This is a genomic window from Gardnerella sp. DNF01204, from assembly GCF_049244145.1.
In the GTDB taxonomy this organism is placed as follows: domain Bacteria; phylum Actinomycetota; class Actinomycetes; order Actinomycetales; family Bifidobacteriaceae; genus Bifidobacterium; species Bifidobacterium vaginale.
On sequence record NZ_CP058379.1, the window covers coordinates 851,931 to 867,031 of the forward strand.

The window sequence follows — 15,101 nt, forward strand, 5'->3', positions numbered from 1 at the left end:
TAAGTTGTATGCTTTATTTAAACCTTTGCTAGACATTGGTTTTAAATTAAAAATACAAAAAATAAAATAAGGAATTTAAAAATAGAAAATGGGATAAGTAACAAATTTTAACGGGAAAGAGCAGGAAAATGAATAATACTCTTGGTACCATAGTCAGCGATAACTATGACGAAAATGATGCATTCTGGGAAGTTGTAAAAAACGACTTTGCTGCAAATGATGATCATACTACGTTCAAGTGGAATGATCGCAAGCCATTGCCAGTATACGAAGGTTCATTCCCAGTGGGTTCTTCGCATTTTATGGCAACATATCATGTATCATCATGCTTTAATAATTCGGCAGATGAGGAATTGTACTTAGACCTCGCTTTAATAGCGTGCAAAGTAGCATGTATTGCTAGTGACATTTCTAGAGGAAGACCGATATCGTCACAAATGCGTAAGGTTCTTAGCGAAGAATGTATTTTTAAGCTTGAAAACATGTGGTATCTAATATCTCAATGTTTCTCAGACAAACACGATGAATATACAAGTTGGCAACTACGTTGCAAACCGACTATGCCAAGAATGATAAATGGAATGCTAATTAGTCCAACTCGTTTTGAGGCAGTTGTTTTATTTTCTATTGGAAGCTTAAATTATTGTGCGTCTTTGGCATTTAAATCTCAAAACGGAAGTTGGATATGTACATTAGTTGACTTGGGATGATTGGTAGGAAATATACTAGCCTTTAAATTCCATTGTCAATTAAATAATAGTTAAATACAAAAATATGACTCTTCTGGTTTAGGTAATCATTATTAGTTTGCTTCTAATTATCTAACCAGAAGAGTTTATTTGTAAAAACCACCAATTTTAGGTTGACATTTTTGTACGACTTTCGTTTGTGTCGTGTTAGATATACCGTACAATTAAGACTATGCTGCGAGAATTTGCTGTAGAGGTCATTCACCCAACAAATGACGGTGACACAATTTATTCACTGCTTGCCAATAGGGCAATGCGAGATCCACAAGGCGTAATAGCCCAATGGCAAGACGATGATACTCGTCAATGGCATGATGTTACTGCATCTGAAATGCTATTAAAAGTTCGTGCAACAGCTAAGGGGTTGATTGCTCTTGGCGTTGAACGAGGAAGCAAAGTTGTTATTTATTCCCCAACCTGTTATGAGTGGGGCGTTGCGGATTTTGCTTGCGCGTGCATTGGTGCTGTAAGCATTCCGATTTATGAAACAGATTCAGCAATCCAAGCTGCTGAAATTATTTCTGAAGTAAAGCCTGTGATAGCTTTTGCAGGTGATGATGAACATGCGCAATGTTTAGAGCGAGTTCGCCAAGACAATAAGCGTATGTCTTTAAAGACTATTTTTAACTTTAAAGCTGCTGGAATAGATGCAGTGATTGATTTTGGAAAATCAATCAGCGATGACGAACTTAATAACAGCATATGTCAAGTAAAAGCTGATGATTTAGCGACTATCGTATACACCTCTGGTTCAACTGGAAAACCAAAGGGTGCAATGCTTTCCAATAGGAATTTTACGCATATTGTGTATGCAGCTTATGACGTTTTAAATGATATGCTTTATAAGCCAAGTAGACTATTGCTATTCCTTCCGTTAGCTCATTGCTTTGCCAGATACATACAGTATGTGGCAATAGGTTCTCACGGTGTTATTGGATATGTGCCAAATGCAAAGCATTTATTAGCAGATTTGCGTAGTTTTAAACCTACATATTTGCTTGGAGTCCCAAGAGTGTTTGAAAAGGTTTATAATGCTGCGTCTCAAAAAGCTGGAGCAGGTATACGCGGTAGGATTTTTGCAAAGGCTGTACAACATTTTATTGAGTGGTCTAAAGATGAAGTTGAAGGTAGAACACACTCAATTTATGCAAAACTTCAGCATGACTTTTATATGAAAACTGTTGGATCTTCCATACGATCTGCTTTGGGACCTAATTTATCATGGCTAGCTTGCGGCGGAGCTCCAATAAACGCTGAGCTTGCTCATTTCTTTAACGGGTTGGATGGAATAACCTTTATTCAAGGTTATGGAATGACCGAAACAGCAGCTCCTTGTGTTGTTAATTTTGAGCATGCTAATCAAGTTGGTTCTGTGGGTCGCCCTGGTCCTGGAATTACTATCCGTATTGCAGATGATGGAGAAGTCCTTGTAAAAGGTCCTAACGTTTTTATCGGATATTATGATAAGCCAGATCTTACTTCGGATGTTATTGACGAAGATGGATGGCTCCATTCTGGAGATTTAGGCGAGATCGACGATGAAGGATTCTTGTCTATTACTGGTAGAAAGAAAGATATTATTATCACTGCTGGTGGAAAAAATATAAGTCCAGCGCCTTTGGAAAGTATTATCTCTAAGTGTCCTCTCGTATCTCACGCAGTAGTTGTAGGAGACGGTAAGCCATTTGTTTCCGCTTTGATTGAGGTTGAGCCAGATATGGTTCGTTCTTGGCTTAAGAGTCAAGGAATGGATGAAAATCTTTCTATGAGTGCTGTTGCGGAAAACGATGCTATTCGTTCTGTTGTACAACAGTTTATTGATCAGGCAAATAGCACTGTTTCTAGGGCTGAGTCTATTCGTAAATTTATTATTTTGGATGAAGAATTTTCACAAGAAACTGGCACTTTGACTCCAAGCATGAAAGTTGTGCGTCCTAAGGTTTTGAAGAGGTATTGTGATCTTATAGAGAATCAGCTTTATGCTCCAAAACCAAACAGTAGACCATTACCTGCTACAGTTAAGATTTTAGATAAGACAACTGAGACTGTTAAGCAAGCGCAAGAAACTGTTAAACAGGCTCAAGAAGCGGTTACTCCTAGAGTTAAGCAAGCAATCGATCAGGCTGCTACTCATCTGAAACGTTTTGGTGAGGATTTGCCTACACAGGTTAATGTAAAAGATCAGCATACTGAATATGCTGAGAAGAATAATAATTCTAACGACAAAGAATAGTTATTCGAAACTAAATTAGCTATAAAACGTTAAATAGGCTGATTAAAATTGCAATTTTAATTACACTAAGTCTTGTATAATTGCATTGCATTTTTAATTAGCCTTTTAGAATTTTTAAGGAAGTACTGTGACTATTAGACAGATTCGCATTGTTCCAGATCCTGTTCTTCGAACACCATGTAATCCAATTCGTGAGATTACTCCAGCAGTTAGAAATCTCGTAGAAGATTTATTAGAGACTGTAAACGATCCAGGAAGAGCAGGTCTTAGTGCAAATCAAATAGGTATTAGCCTTAGAGCGTTTTCATACAATATTGAAGGTCATATTGGCTATATTCTCAATCCTGTTATTGAAGAATTGAGTGGTGAACAATATGGGGATGAAGGTTGCTTGTCCGTTCCAAGATTATGGTATAAGACTCGCAGGGCAGATTATGCTAGGGCTAAAGGCATTGATTTAGACGGTAAAACTATTGTTCTAGAGGGCAAGGGTTTAATGGCTCGTATGATTCAGCATGAGTGTGATCATTTAGATGGACACGTTTATTTGGATCGTTTAGAGAAAGATGTTAGAAAACAAGCTTTGCGCCAACTTCGTAATGGATTATCTAAATAATATCTAAATGAGAACTAGCAACAACTATAGTATTAGTTTGTATTATTTATTTAGTATTAAGCGTCTGATATGATTATCTTTTGCGTGTCCATTGAGCATGAATGTTGTCGCGTTATATGATTGCTCGTTTTTTATTGTCTACTCGGATACGCGAATACGCGCCATGTACGCGTCCGTTCGTGTCGGTCGGCTTGGATTTAGACATATGTTATCCAAGTTGCATGCGAACAGGCATGGCCAGGCAAGAACCGACAAGAAAGGTATATAGATATGGCACAGATTACCATGAGTGAAATGCTGAAGGCAGGTTTGCACTTCGGACATCAGACTCGTCGCTGGAATCCAAAGATGAAGCAATTTATTCTAACCCAGCGCAATGGTATTCATATCATCAATTTGTTCAAGTCGCTCGACATGATCGACAAGGCTTATGACTTCATTAAGCAGACTGTTGCTCACAACGGTACTGTTTTGTTCGTGGGTACCAAGAAGCAGGCTCAAGAAGCTGTGCAAAATCAGGCTACTCGTGTGAACATGCCTTACGTGAGCGAGCGTTGGCTCGGCGGTATGCTGACGAACTTCCAGACTGTTTCCACTCGCGTAAAGCGTCTCAAGGAACTTGAGGAAATGGACTTCACTGATGTTCGTGGATCTGGTTTGACTAAGAAGGAGCTTTTGCTTCTTGAACGCGAAAAGGACAAGCTTTCCAAGCAGCTCGGCGGTATTCGCAACATGAACCGTACTCCTTCGGCAATGTTTGTTGTTGATATTAACAAGGAAGCTTTGGCCGTTGAAGAAGCTCACAAGCTTGGTATTCCAGTTGTGGCAATCGTTGACACCAACACTGATCCAGACTCTGTTGAGTATCCTATTCCAGCAAATGATGATGCAATTCGTGGTGTCGAGCTTCTTACTAGCTTGATGGCTGACGCTGTTGCAGAAGGTTTGCTTGAACGTGCTGGAAAGGGCGCAAAGTCCGAAGGTTCTGACGCTCAGCCAATGGCAGCATGGGAAAAGGAACTACTCACTAAGGAAACTGAACAGTCTGAAGACGAAGCCAAGGCTGAATAAGTCTGTTGGCGGTTAATGAGGAGAACAAAATGGCAGCAATTACTGCAGCGTTGATTAAGCAGGTGCGCGAAGAAACTGGCGCTGGCATGATGGACGTTAAGAAGGCTCTTACCGAATCCGAAGGCGATGTAGCTCGCGCTAAGGAAATTATCCGTGCTAAGGGCATTCAGGCCGCTGGCAAGCGTGAAGGTCGCAAGGCTCAGGAAGGAACCGTTGCTTCTAAGGTTGTTAAAACTGCAGAAGGTGAAACTGGCTATGCAGTTGAATTGAATTCCGAAACCGACTTTGTTGCTAAGACTCCAAAGTTCGTTGAATTCTCCGAAACTGTGTTGAACAATGCTATTGAAGCCAATGCTTCTAGTGCAGAAGAGCTTCTTGCAGCTAAGGCTGGAGATGCTACGGTTAAGGAAGAAGTAGAAGAAGCAGCAGCATTGTTTGGCGAGCACGTTAAGGTTGGGCAGATTGCCAAGATTAGCGGTCCTCACGTTGAGGTTTATGCTCACAAGAAGTCCGTTGAATTACCTCCAAGCATTGTTTCTATGATTGCTACCGACGAAGCGGGCGCTAAGGTTGCTCACGAAGCTGCTTTGCAGATTTCCGCTATGGGCGCTCAGTGGCTTCGCCGCGAAGATGTTCCAGCAGATGTGTTGGAGTCTGAGCGTCGCGTTGCTACAGAAAAGTCTTTAGCTGAAGGCAAGCCAGAGAAGATTGTTCCAAAGATTGTTGAAGGCCGTTTGAACGCCTTCTTCAAGGAAACCGTTCTTCTTGAGCAGTCTTATGTCAAGGATCCTTCCAAGACTATTGGAGATTTGTTCAAGGAAGTTGGTGGCACTGCTTTGGCTTTCGCTCGCGTTGAGGTTGGCAAAGGCTCTGCTGAATAATTTTTAAGCGAAAGCTTATTAAAAATTCATAAAACAAGAATGGGTTTGCGTGATAAGTCATGCAAGCCCATTCTTTTAATTTATACATTATAAAATCGTGTTTTGCTGTGTCGTCATTGAAAGATATCATGGCAAAGATATGCTTGCGTTCGCCGTTATGACTGGAGGAAAGTTTTATGACTATCGCACAAGCGGGGGAAAGCAAGTCTCGTAGAGTTTTATTGAAGCTCTCGGGAGAAGCATTTGGCGGTGGAGCCGTTGGTATTGATACTCATGTTATTCGTAGAATTGCTGGAGAAATTGTAAAAGCAGTGCATGAAGGCGTGCAAGTTGCAATTGTTGTTGGCGGCGGAAACTTCTTCCGCGGAGCAGAACTTCAGCAGGCTGGAATTGATCGTAGCCGTGGTGACTATATGGGTATGCTCGGTACTGTTATGAATTGCTTGGCTCTACAAGATTTTCTTGAACAAGCAGGGCAGGCAACGCGTGTGCAAACTGCTATAACAATGGGTCAAGTTGCAGAACCTTATATTCCACTTAAGGCAATTCGACACCTTGAAAAGGGTCGTGTAGTTATTTTTGGTGCTGGTGCTGGAATGCCATATTTTTCAACCGACACTGTATCTATTCAGCGATCTTTGGAAATACATTGCGATGAGGTTTTGATGGGCAAGAATGGTGTAGATGGCGTTTATAGCGCTGATCCACGGAAAGATAAGAACGCGAAGAAATTTGTAACGTTAAATTATCAACGTGCTCTTGTCGATGGTCTTGCTGTTATGGATGCTTCTGCACTATCTATGGCTAGAGATAACAAGCAGAAGATTCGCGTATTCGGATTAGAGGGTGAAGGAAACGTCACTAGAGCACTGGTTGGTGAGGAAATCGGAACTTTAGTTTCGGATGCTGAACCTACATTTGCTTAAATATGCGAATATTCATAATTTGAATATTTAAAATTTAATAAACATGAATAGATAGTTAAATAATAAATTTTAAAATTGGCACATACCGATAAAGGAGAATACATGCCAGCGATTATCGATCAGGCTCTTGAACAGATGAACAAGTCTGTGGAAGCTACTAAAGAGAACTTCATGGGTATTAGAACTGGACGTGCTAATCCTGCTCTTCTTAATGGCATTATGGTTGACTATTATGGTGCTCCAACACCTATTAAGGCTGTTGCTTCTATTGGTGTTCCAGAGCCTCGCACTCTTTCTGTAACTCCTTTTGATGCTTCGCAAGCTAATGCTGTAGAAAAGGCTATTCGCGATTCAGATTTAGGAGTAAGCCCTAATAGAGATGGAAATGTAATTCGTGTTACAATGCCAGAACTTACAGAAGACCGTCGTAAAGAATACGTAAAACTTGCTAAAACAAAAGCTGAAGAAGGTAAGGTTGCTGTTCGAAATATTCGCCGTAAAACCAAGGAGAATATTGATAAGTCTGTAAAAGATGGTGAAATCGGCGAAGATGAAGGAGAGCGCTTACAAAAAGAGCTTGATAAAGTTACGAAGCAAGTAACTGATTCCTTAGATGCTTTGCTTGATGGCAAGCAGAAGGAAATAATGGAGGTCTGATTCTTCAGAAACTTTTAGGTTGAATGGGTGTCGTATGAATCAAGAAAATCTTGGAGAATTGTCTAACAAAGCTGATTTGTTAACTAATAACAATTTAGTCGGTAATAATAAGTCGGCAAAATCTGATTCTTCACATGAAAAGACCATTAACGGCACCCATGATACTTTAGACGATATAAATCGTCGTACTGGCAGAAATATGCCTCAGGCTATAGCGACTGCGATTTTATTGGTTGCTGTGATTGTTGCTTGTCTTGTAATTAGCATCGATACTTTTGTTATTCTTTTAACCATTTTTATGGTTCTCGCGTTGTGGGAGTTGCATGTAGATTTTGCTACGGCAGGTTTCAGGATTCCATTTCTGTTATTGTCTGTTTGTTCTGTAATCACTATTCTTTCTGCTTTTTATGCAAGATGGCATACTGTTGCTATGGCTAGTGGCATAACAGCATCATTGCTTTTAACTGTTGTTTTTGCTACATTGAATAGCACTGTTTCGCAAAGGACTTTACGCGCTGTAGAAAAAAAGCTCCAGCATCCTACATCATCTAAAAGTGCAAAGGCAAATACTTTCACTAATACGGCAGTCTCATTGTTTGTTGTATTGTATATTCCTTTGCTTGCCTCATGCATTGTTTTGTCTTTAACAAATACTAAGTATGCTATAGCGCATGCGATGCTGCTTGTGTTTCTACCAGCTTTAAGTGACACTGGTGGTTTGTTTGCTGGTGCGTGGCTTGGTAAGCATAAGCTCTCTCCTCGTATTTCTCCTAAGAAATCAATAGAGGGTCTTTTAGGGTCAATGCTTTTTGCTTTGATAGGTGCTTACGCTATCATATCTGGCTTCTATGGATCTTCTTGGATAAAATTCTGGTGGATGCCAGCAATAATGGGTGTTGCATCAGGCATGGTTGGTACCTTTGGTGATTTATGTGCTTCAATGCTTAAAAGGGATATTGGCATTAAGGATATGGGGCATTTGCTTAAAGGTCACGGTGGAGTTTTAGATAGAGTGGATTCTATTTTGCTTTGTGCGCCTGTTCTTATGGCATTGATTAAGGTTGTAGGGTTCTAATTTATAGGTAATATTTTAGATATTAATCGTTTGTTTTGTCATAAAAACATTACAAGTAACCGTCATGGTTTTCTACTAACATGAGGATTTATGACGATTTGTTCTATTCCTAGTCCTAGTATTTCTCAGATTACATTAGGACCTATAACGTTAAGATTTTATGCTTTATCAATTCTTGCTGGTGCACTTGTTGCAATGTGGATTACCACTCGTAGATGGAAACGAGAAGGCGGAGATTTTAATCAGATATTAGATGTTGCACTGGTTAGTCTTCCGTCAGGAATAGTTGGAGCACGTCTTTATCATGTTATTACCACTCCCGAAAAGTTCTTTGGACCTAAGGGAGATTTGTTGGAGATATTTAGAATTTGGAATGGTGGTTTAGGAATCTGGGGAGGAGTAATCCTAGGATCTATTGCTGCAAGCGCACTGTGTACCTATAAAAAATATCCAATAAGCTTGCTTGCAGATGCAGCTGCACCTAGCTTGCTTATTGCACAAGGTATAGGGCGGTTAGGTAATTGGTTTAACCAAGAACTTTATGGTGCTCCAACTACTTTGCCATGGGGCCTAAAACTTAATTATTCTGCTGCAAATGCTATAGGACACAGTGAAAGTTGCTACGATGGTCTCACATGCCCAGAGGGTACTCTGTTTCACCCTACTTTCTTATATGAAATGATTTGGAATTTTGCAGGCGCAGCCTTGCTTATTTCTTTCGGCAAAGTTCTTAAGAGAAAACTTAAATCTGGATCTGAGTTTGTTCTTTACGTAATGTGGTATACGGCAGGAAGAATGTGGATTGAGTCTTTAAGGATTGATTTTTCACATACTTTTCTTGGAATAAGAATTAACGTATGGGTTTCTATAGTTGTATTTATTATTTCAATTATTGTTTTTATGATTTTGCAAAATACCCACAAGTCACGAACAGATCTTGTGAATCGTCTTATTGATATAACTGCAGATGAACGTGAGCGTGAATCTCAATCTAATTCAAATATTAAAACAAAAAGATTATCTTAAAATATTCTTAAATAATATAGATATTTTGTTTTTCTAGTCGCTTGCTTTTCTTAGAATGGAACACATGAATATACAAATAGCACCTAGCATTCTTTCTGCAGATTTTTGCAATCTTGAAAGAGATCTTATAGCAATTTCAAATGCTGATCTTGTTCATGTTGATGTTATGGATCATCATTTTGTACCGAATTTAACTTTAGGGGAGCCGATTGTAAAACGCATTTGCGAAGTTACTAGTCTTCCTGTAGATGTTCATTTGATGATTGAGGATCCTGATCGTTGGGCTCCAGAGTACGCAAAACTTGGTGCTGATTCTGTGAGCTTCCATATGGGTGCCACTCATGCGCCTGTTCGTCTTGCTCGTCAGCTTAGAGACATGGGTTGCAAAGCTTGTTTTGCAGTCCGCCCAGCTGAGCCAGTTGAACCTATTTTCGATATTCTTGATGAATTCGATATGATTCTTATTATGACTGTTGAGCCTGGTTTTGGTGGACAAAAGTTCTTGAGCAATCAAATGGGTAAGGTTCGTCGTTTACGTGATGAAATTACTCGTCGTGGATTGAATACTCATATTCAGGTTGATGGTGGAGTAAGCCCTTCTACAGCTGCTATAGTCGCAGAAGCTGGTGCTGATGTGCTGGTTGCAGGATCTGCTGTTTATGGAGCTGAAAATCCATCAGCTGCTATTGATTCTATTCGTAATATTGCGCAAGAGGCTTGGCGAGCATAAAACTTTTATTGGGGCATTTTTAGAATAATGCCCCAATATTTTATATATGCAAAATAGAATACAATTGGTAAGTCTTTTAAATTGTTTTTAAGGAAATAGGTATGGTTAAGTTCATTTCTAATCAGGAGTACAGTCCTGAAGCACTTGATCGAGTTTTTACTGTACCTAATGTGATTAGTTTTCTGCGTATATGTTCTATACCATATCTTGCCATTTTAATTGCGCAAAATAAAATGGGGGTTGCTCTAATCATTCTTGCTATATCTGCTTTTTCAGATTGTGTTGATGGTTATATTGCTAGAACTTTTAATCAGGTTAGCAAATTAGGGCAGATTTTAGATCCTGTTGCAGATAGGCTTTTAATAGCATGCAGCATTTTAGCTTTAGCGTTTGCCAAGATTATACCTTGGTGGGCGTTGGCTCTTGTTGTTTTGCGAGACATAGTAATGGCTATTTTGATTGTTATTCTTGCACAATATGATTATGGACCTTTACCAGTGAATTTCATGGGTAAAACTGGAACAGCATTATTGATGATTGCTATCGTATTATTTATGATTGTTTATGCTGTTGCTACTGAACCAATGCTTATTTTGTATGCTGCAGCGATAGCTTGTGCAATTTGGGGAATAACACTTTACTGGTTTGCTGGAGTATTGTATTGCATTCAAGCCTATAAGCTATTAATAAAAAAGTTTAAATAAGGATTATAAGTATTATAAACTGGTTTAAATAACGGACATATTATGGTGCAAAAGACTTCTAATCTAAATCATGATGTGAATAACACTGATAATAGTGTTATTCCAGAGTCTTTTCCTGCTCCAACCGTTATCTTATTTTCAAAACGCAGAGCAGTTTTTTCCAAATCTGTATTTGCTCTTGGTCCTCATCATGTGACTAATTCAAGTTATAACTTTTCTAACCATAATGAAAAAAGACGTCGTATTGAAGACTATTCATTACGCTTAATTGACGATTTAAGCAATAGACCAGTGGATCCTCTTTTTATGGATTCCCGTCTTAATAAGCAGAATGTTAGTAAGATTAATCTCTGGATTACTAGAATAATTGTTTTTATTATTTGTGTTGCTCTTGGTACTGTGGGAAGCCAATTTGTGCGAAAATTGCATACGGATTCTCGTAAAGCCATACGTTTATCGTTAGCTAACGAGCTTACTTCTCACGCAAGCCGTTTTGACAATCTTGTTAAAGATGTAACTAGATTGCGGGCTAGTGTAGATCGTGAGTCAAAAAGAATTAATACTCCTTATGAAAATCAAGTTGATAAATCTGACAATATGACGAATGGTACACATGGCGTTGTAGGGTCTGGAATTGTTTTAACTATTGCTAATCCTATTTCTACAAACAATGACGTCTCTAGCGGCAACATTCCTAGAGAAATGGCTAAAGGAGAAAGAATTAGGGTTGTTACAGATAGAGATATTCAGATTTTTGTTTCCATTCTTTGGGATGCAGGCGCAGAAGCAATATCAATAAATGGTCATAGAATTGGCGCTCAAACGTCCATCCGTACTGCTGGGTCAACTATTCTTATAGGTGTTAATCAGACTCAAAGCCCTTATATGATTGAGGCTATTGGAGACAGTTCTAGTCTTATTGAAAAGTTAAATTCTCAAAAGCGTTCTCCGTGGTTTGTTTCTCTTAGCGACGCAGGTATTAATCCGCAAATTTCTAAGTCAAATACGCTTAAACTTTCTGCTGCGGGAACTGGTGAAATTAATTTTGCAAAAGAATTATTGAGTAGGAGATAGGAAAATAGGTTATGACAGCTGTTCTTGGATTGATTTTAGGTGCGCTTATTGGGATTGTTGTACATCCTGATATTCCAGTAGTTATTCAACCTTATCTGCCAATTATGGTTCTTGCAGCCTTGGATGCTCTGCTTGGAGCTGCTAGAGCTTATTTTGAGCGTAGTTTCTCTGATAAGGTGTTTGTTATTTCATTCTTTTCGAATGTTATTGCTGCTACTCTTTTAGTTTTACTCGGAAACCAACTTGGAGTTGGAGCACAATTGCAAACTGCTGTTATTGTTGTATTAGGAATACGAATCTTCTCTAACGTTTCTGCAATACGTCGTTTTATATTTAGAGGCTGATATGCGTCACCCATTTTCTAATACATCAAAAAATAGCATAAAGAACGACAATTTAGACGATACTTTTGATAAAAATGTTGACAAAAATATTGATAAAAATATTGACAATATCGTCAGAAAATTGCATCGTCAGCATGCTAAAGATCGCGAAAGTGATCGTACACAAACAGGTTCTTTCCCGATTGTTAAACGAAAAAATAAGCCTTCATTGCAAGGTCATATTACGCGTACTAGTATTTTAACTGGCTTACTTGTTATGCTTCTTTGTGCATTGCTTGGATTTGCTTATATGATTCAGGTTAATAGAAGTACACTTGTATATCAGACGATGAGTGAGGATGAGCTTACTCGTTTAATTACAGAAACTAATTCGCAAATACAAAATCTAGAGCAGCGAAAGTTTGAGTTAACTAGCCAGCTTAATTCTTTAAAAGCATCTGTTAACAAACAGGAGGAAGCTGCTAGGATTGCTAAGCAGAATTCTCAGACGAGTGGTTTAATATCTGGTCGTCTTCCAGCTGTTGGTAAGGGAGTAATTATTCACATTACTGCTGGAGAAAAAGAGCGTGTGGATGCTGCTACAATGTTTCAACTGCTTGAAGAGCTTCGTAATGCTGGAGTGGAGGTTATGTCTGTTAACGACATACGTATAGTAACTTCTAGCTATATTTCTGACACTAAGCATGGGTTATTATGTGACGCAATTGAGATTAATCCTCCATATGTTGTTAAGGCTATTGGCGAGCCTCAGAATTTGCAAAACGCCGTAAATATTGCTGGGGGAGTTGGGTCTAGATTAAAAGTCAAATTCGGTGCTTCCGTATATGTTTCAACGCCTGAAGAGGTTGAAATTCGCTCGACACGCGAACCAAAACAGTATCAATATGCAAAACCGGTCGAATAAGAAGGTAAAATAGCAATTATGACTGAACCGATTCCTACTGCTGGCGAAACAACCATTATTGGTATGCCAGCTATTACCATTCCAATAAACTCTAATGCAGATCGTCCTCTTAGGCAGGATGATTTAGATACTATAGCAAAGCTGCTTCCTGGTACCGCTTTACTTATTTCTACACGTGGAGCAGTTTCTGGATCGCGTTATTTACTAGATGAGGACGTCGTTTCTGTTGGACGAGATTCTAGAGCTGATATTATGCTAGACGATTCTACTGTCTCTAGAGCTCATGCTGTTTTTCGTAGAAATGGTACTGTTTTTAGCATTGCTGACGCTGGAAGTCTAAATGGAACGTATGTTAATCGTAACCGTGTTGATGAAGCTATTCTTCATAATGGTGACGAAATTATGATTGGCAAGTTCCGATTAATGTTCTTTACATGTGACGCTGTTACTAAACGATAATGAATTTTGAAAACTCTCCTGAAGATAGTGCGTTGGTTGATTCTTTAAAACATGATCATCAGCCAACGCAGGGGGAACTGTTTTCGTTTTCGGATGATGAAGAGTATTCCACAGGATACCGTGGAAGCGTTGCTATGAATATCGCTGGTATTACATATAGACAACTTGATTATTGGGCTCGTAAACACATAATTGAGCCTTCTATTAATCCGTCTCATGGTTCTGGGTCTCGTCGTTTATATTCATTTAAAGACATTGCAATTATGGCGGTTTCTAAGCGACTTTTAGACGCTGGAGTAAATCTTACTAATGTGACTACTGCTATAGTGTTTTTAAATTGTTTTAGTGTAAAGCATCTCGAAAATATGACCATAATTTGCGATGGTCAATCTGTTGTGGAATGCGATAGTAATCAGGAAAATATGCGAGATATGCTTGAATGTGGCACAGCTGTTTTTGCTATAGCTGTTGGTCGTATTGTTAAACAGGTTAAAGCTGATTTAGACTCTGCATTATCTAAGTAAATTTCTAATGTATTTGTATATTTTATCCCTAAAATATATCTAATCTGACATAACGTACATTATCGGATATTGTCGTCGTTGGCTTAGTTCTCGTGGTTTAACACTATATCTCAATCTTAAAGATGTTCCAAAACTAAAATCTAGATAATTGAAAGGGGGTGATTAAATGACTGATGTTAATGCTACTTTGCGACTTGTGCATGCAACGTCTAAGGCGAATAATCCTTATGATTATGTTGCTGTTATTGTTGCTGGTCAAGAGATTTCTCGTCTTTTTTTGAAACCTCTTGAAGTTAAGTATTTATTTGATTCTAAAAATGTTGTTATTTAGTAAGGAGTTTTATTATGTATTCTGCACAAATTTTAGCTGATGGTTCTGGTATGGCTGGTTGGATTGCTTCGTTTCAAACTGCTTGGAATACTGGAGCAATGTGGAATGAGCTAACTGCAGCGGGTGCTCTTATTGGTCTTGTTGTGGTTTTTTCTTTTGGTTACCGTATTATCCGTAAATTGGTTAAAGGCGTTTCTAAAGGTAAAGCTAATATTTAACGTTTATTGTTGTCATTGGATAAGCTATGTATGATTTTCAACCTTTTTATGATGTTATTGTTGAGTTAGGAAAGACGCTTGTTCCGCTTGCCGTTCCTGCTATTTGTACATGGCTTATCCTTTCCTGGATTTTTGATTTATTGTATAGATCATAATGCGTTTTGTTGATTCTCGTAATACTAAAGGTTTAAGTAAGCCTGTTTATGGTGATTCGTTTTGTATTGTTGATACAAATCGTTTGTTTTCTTATCGTGCTGGTGATTGGTCATCGAGACGTAAGTATGCTGTATATGTTAAGGCTGGTGTAAGTGCTGATGAGTGGTTTTTATCTTCGTATGCGCAAACCTATGATAGTCGTTCTCCTTGTGAGAATTATGAGACGTATTCGGTACAAGTGCAGCCCTCTACTCATTTTTTTACGGCAGAACTCGTTACTGATGCTTTGTTATGTACGACGATTATTTGTTCGATTGTTTGGCTTATTGTGCGTCCTATTTTTCCTCGTCGTTTGCGTTCCGACCGTCGCTAATGCTTCTATTAATACTCCTGTTGATAGCGTGCCCATTAATGGTAACATTA

At 38.7% G+C, this 15,101-nt stretch carries 19 protein-coding genes; all 19 read left to right on the forward strand.

Translation table 11 applies throughout. The features are described from left to right. The first annotated feature begins 128 nt into the window (after nucleotides 1–128). The 19 genes from HXT46_RS03280 to HXT46_RS03370 all read left to right on the forward strand — a co-directional run bounded on the left by HXT46_RS03280 (nucleotide 129) and on the right by HXT46_RS03370 (nucleotide 15,051). Nucleotides 129–710, forward strand: coding sequence for a hypothetical protein (locus HXT46_RS03280; protein ID WP_004111664.1), 582 nt, complete (start codon nucleotides 129–131; stop codon nucleotides 708–710). A 211-nt stretch (nucleotides 711–921) separates the two neighbouring features. Beyond that, the gene (locus tag HXT46_RS03285; RefSeq protein WP_041160640.1) at nucleotides 922–2,982 is read left to right on the forward strand and encodes an AMP-dependent synthetase/ligase; all 2,061 of its coding nucleotides are present in this window, start codon (nucleotides 922–924) and stop codon (nucleotides 2,980–2,982) included. A 127-nt stretch (nucleotides 2,983–3,109) separates the two neighbouring features. Further along, nucleotides 3,110–3,598, forward strand: coding sequence for a peptide deformylase (gene def / locus HXT46_RS03290; RefSeq protein ID WP_004111662.1), 489 nt, complete (start codon nucleotides 3,110–3,112; stop codon nucleotides 3,596–3,598). Between the two features lie 270 nt (nucleotides 3,599–3,868). Next, nucleotides 3,869–4,669 carry a 30S ribosomal protein S2 gene (gene rpsB, locus HXT46_RS03295; RefSeq protein ID WP_004111661.1) on the forward strand — a complete coding sequence of 267 codons (801 nt, stop codon included), beginning with the start codon at nucleotides 3,869–3,871 and terminating at the stop codon, nucleotides 4,667–4,669. 29 nt (nucleotides 4,670–4,698) lie between these two features. Beyond that, nucleotides 4,699–5,550, forward strand: a complete 852-nt coding sequence (tsf, locus tag HXT46_RS03300; RefSeq protein WP_032833912.1) for a translation elongation factor Ts — start codon at nucleotides 4,699–4,701, stop codon at nucleotides 5,548–5,550. Between the two features lie 176 nt (nucleotides 5,551–5,726). Then, a complete protein-coding gene (gene pyrH / locus HXT46_RS03305; protein WP_004111656.1) occupies nucleotides 5,727–6,476 on the forward strand; it encodes a UMP kinase in 750 nt (249 codons plus the stop codon). A gap of 102 nt (nucleotides 6,477–6,578) precedes the next feature. Continuing rightward, the gene (frr, locus tag HXT46_RS03310) at nucleotides 6,579–7,133 is read left to right on the forward strand and encodes a ribosome recycling factor (RefSeq protein WP_004111654.1); all 555 of its coding nucleotides are present in this window, start codon (nucleotides 6,579–6,581) and stop codon (nucleotides 7,131–7,133) included. 34 nt (nucleotides 7,134–7,167) lie between these two features. Beyond that, nucleotides 7,168–8,208, forward strand: a complete 1,041-nt coding sequence (locus tag HXT46_RS03315; RefSeq protein WP_004111652.1) for a phosphatidate cytidylyltransferase — start codon at nucleotides 7,168–7,170, stop codon at nucleotides 8,206–8,208. Between the two features lie 90 nt (nucleotides 8,209–8,298). Beyond that, entirely contained in the window at nucleotides 8,299–9,234 is a 936-nt protein-coding gene (lgt, locus tag HXT46_RS03320) for a prolipoprotein diacylglyceryl transferase (protein WP_004111650.1), read from the forward strand. 64 nt (nucleotides 9,235–9,298) lie between these two features. Continuing rightward, nucleotides 9,299–9,964 (forward strand): ribulose-phosphate 3-epimerase, encoded by a 666-nt coding sequence (rpe, locus tag HXT46_RS03325; RefSeq protein WP_174143102.1) that lies wholly within the window; start codon nucleotides 9,299–9,301, stop codon nucleotides 9,962–9,964. Between the two features lie 101 nt (nucleotides 9,965–10,065). After that, nucleotides 10,066–10,668, forward strand: a complete 603-nt coding sequence (locus HXT46_RS03330; protein WP_004111646.1) for a CDP-alcohol phosphatidyltransferase family protein — start codon at nucleotides 10,066–10,068, stop codon at nucleotides 10,666–10,668. A 42-nt stretch (nucleotides 10,669–10,710) separates the two neighbouring features. After that, entirely contained in the window at nucleotides 10,711–11,742 is a 1,032-nt protein-coding gene (locus HXT46_RS03335; protein ID WP_004111644.1) for a DUF881 domain-containing protein, read from the forward strand. 11 nt (nucleotides 11,743–11,753) lie between these two features. Next, nucleotides 11,754–12,086, forward strand: a complete 333-nt coding sequence (locus HXT46_RS03340; RefSeq protein WP_004111642.1) for a small basic family protein — start codon at nucleotides 11,754–11,756, stop codon at nucleotides 12,084–12,086. 1 nt (nucleotide 12,087) lies between these two features. Beyond that, nucleotides 12,088–12,990 carry a DUF881 domain-containing protein gene (locus HXT46_RS03345; RefSeq protein WP_020759713.1) on the forward strand — a complete coding sequence of 301 codons (903 nt, stop codon included), beginning with the start codon at nucleotides 12,088–12,090 and terminating at the stop codon, nucleotides 12,988–12,990. A gap of 18 nt (nucleotides 12,991–13,008) precedes the next feature. Continuing rightward, complete coding sequence (locus HXT46_RS03350; RefSeq protein ID WP_004111634.1) at nucleotides 13,009–13,449, forward strand: FHA domain-containing protein; 441 nt, start codon at nucleotides 13,009–13,011, stop codon at nucleotides 13,447–13,449. Further along, nucleotides 13,449–13,973, forward strand: a complete 525-nt coding sequence (locus HXT46_RS03355) for a MerR family transcriptional regulator (protein ID WP_004115090.1) — start codon at nucleotides 13,449–13,451, stop codon at nucleotides 13,971–13,973. Before HXT46_RS03350 ends, HXT46_RS03355 begins: the two co-directional genes overlap by 1 nt. 166 nt (nucleotides 13,974–14,139) lie before the next feature. After that, complete coding sequence (locus HXT46_RS03360; protein ID WP_004130853.1) at nucleotides 14,140–14,304, forward strand: hypothetical protein; 165 nt, start codon at nucleotides 14,140–14,142, stop codon at nucleotides 14,302–14,304. A gap of 14 nt (nucleotides 14,305–14,318) precedes the next feature. Beyond that, nucleotides 14,319–14,522 (forward strand): hypothetical protein, encoded by a 204-nt coding sequence (locus HXT46_RS03365; RefSeq protein ID WP_004130852.1) that lies wholly within the window; start codon nucleotides 14,319–14,321, stop codon nucleotides 14,520–14,522. A 154-nt stretch (nucleotides 14,523–14,676) separates the two neighbouring features. Continuing rightward, the gene (locus HXT46_RS03370; protein WP_032840178.1) at nucleotides 14,677–15,051 is read left to right on the forward strand and encodes a hypothetical protein; all 375 of its coding nucleotides are present in this window, start codon (nucleotides 14,677–14,679) and stop codon (nucleotides 15,049–15,051) included. Nucleotides 15,052–15,101: the final 50 nt, after the last annotated feature.